At 45.1% G+C, this 6,220-nt stretch carries 4 protein-coding genes and 1 pseudogene; 2 read left to right on the forward strand and 3 right to left on the reverse strand.

Annotated elements, in window-relative coordinates; translation table 11 throughout:
• Window positions 1–12 precede the first annotated feature (12 nt).
• Together ACTJIX_RS13895 and ACTJIX_RS13900 are read right to left on the reverse strand one after the other, a co-directional pair.
• Complete coding sequence (locus ACTJIX_RS13895) at window positions 13–429, reverse strand: PH domain-containing protein (protein WP_416664679.1); 417 nt, start codon at window positions 427–429, stop codon at window positions 13–15.
• A gap of 132 nt (window positions 430–561) precedes the next feature.
• Window positions 562–1,623, reverse strand: coding sequence for a diguanylate cyclase domain-containing protein (locus ACTJIX_RS13900; protein ID WP_440611540.1), 1,062 nt, complete (start codon window positions 1,621–1,623; stop codon window positions 562–564).
• Between the two features lie 514 nt (window positions 1,624–2,137).
• Between ACTJIX_RS13900 and fadB the strand changes: the two genes are divergently transcribed.
• On the forward strand, window positions 2,138–4,291 hold the full coding sequence (gene fadB / locus ACTJIX_RS13905) for a fatty acid oxidation complex subunit alpha FadB (RefSeq protein WP_440611541.1): 2,154 nt from the start codon (window positions 2,138–2,140) through the stop codon (window positions 4,289–4,291).
• A 12-nt stretch (window positions 4,292–4,303) separates the two neighbouring features.
• Window positions 4,304–5,476, forward strand: coding sequence for an acetyl-CoA C-acyltransferase FadA (fadA, locus tag ACTJIX_RS13910; RefSeq protein ID WP_004813618.1), 1,173 nt, complete (start codon window positions 4,304–4,306; stop codon window positions 5,474–5,476).
• Between the two features lie 96 nt (window positions 5,477–5,572).
• Here the strand turns inward: fadA and ACTJIX_RS13915 are convergent.
• Window positions 5,573–6,220 (reverse strand): annotated as a pseudogene (locus tag ACTJIX_RS13915) (IS5 family transposase); the annotation flags it as partial.

A 6,220-nucleotide genomic window follows, 5' to 3' on the forward strand; every position in this document is an offset into this window, starting at 1 on the left:
CAGAATGAGCGCTTAAGATGCCTGCTGATTCTGTACCGCATTAATAAATGCCATCTGGTCTTTGGGTGAGATCAGCACAAATTTATTGGTTCCATCTTCACGATAATCCACGCGTAAACGCTTCAGGGACAAAGCGGGCGCAACAGATGAATAGTCAGTTGGAGTGACCGCCTGAATAGCAGCTACGGGAATCTGCCAGCTAAACCACATACTTTTGACGATCAATTGATCTGCAGTAAGCTCATATCGGGTATTCAGCACAGGCCACCAGATCATTACAATGGTCAGTATATAAACTGCGGTATGCAATGGATATTGCTGCATGGTGCCTTTGGCTGACATCACCAGCAGTAACTGCACCAATAGTCCGGTCATACACACCAGAAAGGCCACCAGCCACCAGTCTTTTTTGGAACGAAATACCTGCATGTGTGCTCCCCCATTCTTAAAGCTATTGTAAATCTAAAAATAGGATCTACCAGCAAAATTACTTAACTCATCAGATATTTTAAAAGTGATACAGCATGCAGTAGCAATCATGAATTGCCGTATTGATTACTGTTATTTCCCTTTCATTTTGTATTGTTTCTTGACCGCATACATCTTGTCATCGGCACAGCGGATCAGGCTGGCGCTATCCAGATAGCCGCTATTGGCATCGGCCTGATGAATCCCGACACTAAGACTGACCGGCATAGTCAGTTGGCTCAAGGTCTGCTCTACGCGTGGAATAAAGCTTTGCAAGGCATCTGCCTCGGTACAGTTCGGCAATACCACTAGAAACTCATCACCGCCATAGCGGAAACAGTAGTCTTCATCCCGGGCAATCTGCTTTAAGGTACTCGCTACTGCCTGAATCACCTGATCACCATAGACATGGCCATATTGGTCGTTTAACAGTTTAAAGTCGTTGATATCAATGAATACCACGGTCACAGGCGCATGCTGTTGCCGTGCACGATAAAGTAACTCATTCAACATCGAAGTCAGGCTACGCACATTATAAAGCCCTGTCAGTGGATCCAGCCGGGACAGGGTTTCCATTTCTTGTGCATGCGCACCAAGTGCCATGGCATATTCCTGCAGTTTGTGATGGGAGCTATTCACTTCTTTGACCAGGCTCCAGATATAGGTTTCAACCACCAAGGTAATATCAAAGGTATACAGTTTTTCCAGGGTGTCCTGCACCTGCCGTGCCAAGGCTGCATCCACTACATACTGTTCCACCAGTTTAAAAATGCCTAATTTAATCTGATGCAAGGCAGCCAGATACAGACGCGGCTCTACCCCAATACGTTTATGCACCAATCCGATACGCAAGCGGTTATTGACATAAACACTGTCATAGCAGCCAGAAAACAGATCCAGAATATATTGATGCTGGGCGACCTTGAGGCGTTTAAGCGTATCGACATCACCAATCAGATTATTAATTTCAGGTACAGAGGTTTGATAGTCATAAAATTCGGCCACAGTGTCCTGCAAGCCTGGCTCTATCAGTTCACGCACGGTCGCCAGTACTGCCAGGGCTTCTTCGGTCAGTCCAAGTAATTGTTTGCGTCGCTGGATGTCGGGCAATGAAATCTGCATCTGCTGCATCAGCGTCTGATCTGTCAATTTCATGCAGTGATCTTCTTATTATTGTTCTAGGTTTTTACTTATTTTCACCCATTCTAAGCCGGGCCGATTCACAATCCCAGCCAGCTTATCGGCAAACTACCACCTCACAACCAAACTGCAACAAAGCTGGACTTGGAGCGCGATTTTGATCAGACTGCAAAACAGCAACAAAGAAATTCTCTGCCCTAAATTGACTTTTTTGACAGTAAAACGATTTTTTCAAAGACTTGAAAAGCCTCGCTATCACCCAATATAAATGGAGTTCTCATTAAAAAATTGTGAGCTGAAACAAAATCTTCAGTTCATTGCGCTTGATAAGAGCCATACTAGAACGGATAACAGCCAAAACAGTTCGGGCAAAAATAGATGACCCTTGCGTCACGGCTTGATACAACTTGTTATGTTCTTTTTGGATATAGTTATCGTAAGATTGGCGAAGCATAAATATGCGCAGGAATCGCGCATAGGCTCTTCACAACATCAACTTAGAAGTCCTCCAAAATAAAGGAGATCAGGCATGATCCACGCTGGCAATGCCATTACCGTCCAAATGCTTTCGGACGGAATTGCAGAATTCCGCTTTGACTTACAAGGTGAGTCGGTCAACAAATTTAACCGTGCAACAATTGAAGATTTTAAAGCTGCAATTGACGCGGTAAAAGCAAACGCTGACATTAAAGGTTTAATCGTCACTTCAGCGAAGTCAACCTTCATCGTAGGTGCAGACATTACTGAGTTCGGTGCGAACTTCGCGCAAGGCGAACAGGCAATTGTAGAATGGGCCCTGCCTGTTCATGACATCTTCAACTCTTTTGAAGATTTAGACATTCCTAAAGTTGCTGCAATCAATGGTCAAGCATTGGGTGGCGGTTTTGAAATGTGTCTGGTGTGTGACTACCGTGTCATGTCAGAAGCAGCTGCTGTTGGCTTGCCTGAAATCAAACTGGGGATCTTCCCGGGCTTCGGTGGTACGGTACGTTTAAGCCGTGTGATCGGTATCGACAATGCGGTTGAATGGATGGCAATGGCCAATCCAAAGAAACCTGCTGCTGCACTGAAAGACGGTGCTGTGGATGCTGTGGTTGCTGCGGACAAACTGCAAGACGCTGCGATTGATCTGGTTAAACAAGCGATTGCAGGTCGTCTAGACTGGAAAGCAAAACGCCAGGAAAAACTAGATCCTGTTAAGTTGAACATGCTTGAGCAAATGATGGCGTTCAATACAGCGAAAGGTGCGGTTTTAGCGAAAGCAAACCCTGCTCAGTACCCGGCGCCAAAATTGATGCTTGATTCACTACAGGCAGGTGCAAGCCTTCCACGTAATGAAGCATTAAAAGCAGAAGCACAAGGCTTTGCCAAAGCTGCGGTAACACCGCAAGCAGGTGCGTTGATTGGTCTATTCATCAACGACCAGGTCGTGAAGAAAACTTCCAAGAAATATGAGAAAGGTGCACACCCTGTGAACCAAGCGGCTGTATTAGGCGCAGGTATCATGGGTGGTGGTATTGCTTACCAAGCGGCAAGCAAAGGCACACCAATCATCATGAAAGACATTGGTAATCCACAACTTGCTTTAGGTATGAAAGAAGCAAACGGCTTACTGACCAAACAAGTTGAACGCAAGAAGATGAAGCCTGCTCAAATGGGTGAAACTCTTGCGCGCATCCGCCCAACTTTAAGCTATGACGAGTTTAAAGAAGTGGACATCGTGATTGAAGCGGTGACTGAAAATCCAAAAGTGAAAGGTATTGTACTGAAAGAAACTGAAGCGAAAGTTCGTGAAAACACGATCATTGCTTCGAATACTTCTACGATTTCAATCACGCGTCTGGCTGAAAACCTGGAGCGTCCTGAAAACTTCGTAGGTATGCACTTCTTTAACCCAGTACACATGATGCCATTGGTAGAAGTGATCCGTGGTGAGAAGACATCTCCTGAAGCAATTGCAACCACTGTGGTACTTGCTCAGAAAATGGGTAAAACACCGATTGTTGTGAATGACTGCCCGGGCTTCTTAGTAAACCGTGTATTGTTCCCTTACTTCGGTGCATTTGATCTATTGCTTAAAGATGGTGCTGACTTCCAGCAAATCGACAAAGTGATGGAAAAATTCGGCTGGCCTATGGGTCCTGCTTACTTGATGGACGTTGTTGGTATTGATACTGGCGTTCACGGTGCAGAAGTAATGGCGGAAGGTTTCCCTGACCGTATGAAGCCTGACTACAAAGGTTCAATCCAGGTGATGTACGAAAACAAACGTCTTGGTCAAAAGAATGACGTTGGTTTCTACAAATACGAATTGGACCGTAAAGGCAAGAAAGCCAAAGTGGTTGATCCAACTGCATACGATCTTGTGGCTTCTGTTGCAACTGCGGAAAAACGCGAATTTGATGCTCAAGAAATCATTGACCGTATGATGCTTGCTTTCTGTAACGAAACTGTTCGTTGCCTGGAAGACAACATTGTAGCAACACCTGCTGAAGCAGATATGGCGATGATCATGGGTGTAGGTTTCCCTCCATTCCGTGGCGGTCCATGCCGTTATATCGACCAGACTGGTGTAGCTGAATACGTTGCACTTTGCGACAAATACGCACACTTAGGTAAGGCTTATGAAGCGCCACAAATGTTGCGTGACATGGCTGCTAACAACAAAAAATTCTACGGTTAAGGAGCAACGTGAATGGCTACTTTAAATCCACGTGACGTTGTCATCGTTGATGGCGTACGTTCAGCAATGGGTAAAACCAAAAATGGTATGTTCCGCAATGTACGTGCTGACAGCCTTTCTGCTGAACTTGTACGTGCGCTTGTTGCTCGTAACCAGTTCGATGTCAACGAAGTTGAAGACGTAATCTGGGGCTGTGTCAACCAGACTCTAGAACAAGGTATGAACATCGGTCGTAACATTGCGTTACTGGCAGATCTTCCTAAGACTGTTGCAGGTCAAACGGTTAACCGTCTGTGTGGTTCGTCTATGCAGGCAATCCACACTGCTGCGGCACAAATCATGACTGGCCAAGGTGATGTGTTCATCATTGGTGGTGTTGAGCATATGGGTCACGTAGGTATGATGCACGGCATCGACCTGAATCCAGAGGCATCTAAGCACTATGCAAAAGCGTCGAACATGATGGGCTTAACCGCTGAAATGCTCGGTCGTATGAATGGCATTACTCGTGAAGAACAAGATGCGTTCGGTGTTGAATCTCACCGCCGTGCTTGGGCTGCGACTCAGGAAGGTCGTTTCAAGAACGAAATCATCGGTATTGAAGGTCATGATGCCAACGGCTTTAAACAGCTTTGCGACATCGACGAAGTAATTCGTCCTGATGCAAACCTTGAAGCGTTCAAAGCATTACGTCCAGTATTCGATCCGAAAGGCGGTTCTGTGACTGCTGCGACTTCTTCAGCGTTGTCTGACGGTGCGTCTGCTATGCTGCTTATGTCTGCTGAACGTGCGCAAGCTTTAGGTCTTAAGCCACGTGCTGTAATTCGCTCTATGGCGGTTGCAGGCTGTGATGCTGCGATCATGGGCTTTGGTCCGGTTCCGGCAACGCAAAAAGCGTTAAAACGCGCTGGTCTTGCGATTTCTGATATTCAAACATTTGAATTGAACGAGGCATTTGCTGCACAAGGTCTGTCTGTTCTTAAAGGCTTAGGTATTTATGACAAACAAGACATCGTGAACCATAACGGTGGTGCGATTGCATTGGGTCACCCATTGGGTTGTTCTGGTGCGCGTATCACGACTACGCTTCTAAACGTAATGGAGCAACAAGATACACAAATTGGTCTTGCGACGATGTGTATTGGTCTTGGTCAAGGTATCGCAACAGTGATCGAACGTGTTTAATTCTTAAATACGTGAACAAAAGAAACCCCGCAATAAGCGGGGTTTCTTTTTAAAGATCAAACAAAGTACAATAAGATCAAATACTAGGGCGTGTCCTCATTTGGCTTTACACCAAATAAACATGCAAGCAATGTAAATCATAGACTGGTAATTTCGTGCAAGCTTATCAAATCGGGTTGCAATCGCTCGGAAATGCTTCAATCTCGCAAACACATTTTCAACTAAATGTCTTAATTTATATAGATATTTATCAAACTCCTTATTCGATCTTTTACTATTTGATCTCATTGGAATAATGGGAATCATATCCTTGTTCTGGGCATATATTCTAATGTGCTCAGCATCATACCCCTTATCAGCAATGAGATAAGTTGCCTCGCCTACAGTATCAATCAGTTGTTTTGCAACTTGACTGTCGTGGACGCCACCCCCAGTGATTTTAAAATCAATCGGTAATCCATTCGCGTCGGTTGCAAGATGTATTTTTGTTGTTCGTCCACCACGTGATTGTCCAATTGCTCTTTCGAAACCATGCCGAGCTCCACTTGCATGTTGATGCACGCGTATGTAGCTTCCGTCAATGAATACCCATTCTTGATCCAAGACGCCTCGTAATCTAAAAAAAATTTATTCCACAATCCCTTGCTTGCCCAACGATTAAAACGATTATAAGCAGTTTGCCAAGGACAAAATTCTTGAGGAATATCACGCCATGTGGCGCCTGTACGCAGTTTCCATAAGATC

The organism is Acinetobacter sp. 22323 (assembly GCF_052044895.1).
Taxonomy (GTDB): domain Bacteria; phylum Pseudomonadota; class Gammaproteobacteria; order Pseudomonadales; family Moraxellaceae; genus Acinetobacter; species Acinetobacter schindleri.

Bases quoted from the DNA above. Each gene is read 5' to 3' on its own strand.
- ACTJIX_RS13895 (WP_416664679.1), bottom strand. From the start codon at position 429: ATGCAGGTATTTCGTTCCAAAAAAGACTGGTGGCTGGTGGCCTTTCTG.
- ACTJIX_RS13900 (WP_440611540.1), bottom strand. From the start codon at position 1,623: ATGAAATTGACAGATCAGACGCTGATGCAGCAGATGCAGATTTCATTG.
- fadB (WP_440611541.1), top strand. From the start codon at position 2,138: ATGATCCACGCTGGCAATGCCATTACCGTCCAAATGCTTTCGGACGGA.
- fadA (WP_004813618.1), top strand. From the start codon at position 4,304: ATGGCTACTTTAAATCCACGTGACGTTGTCATCGTTGATGGCGTACGT.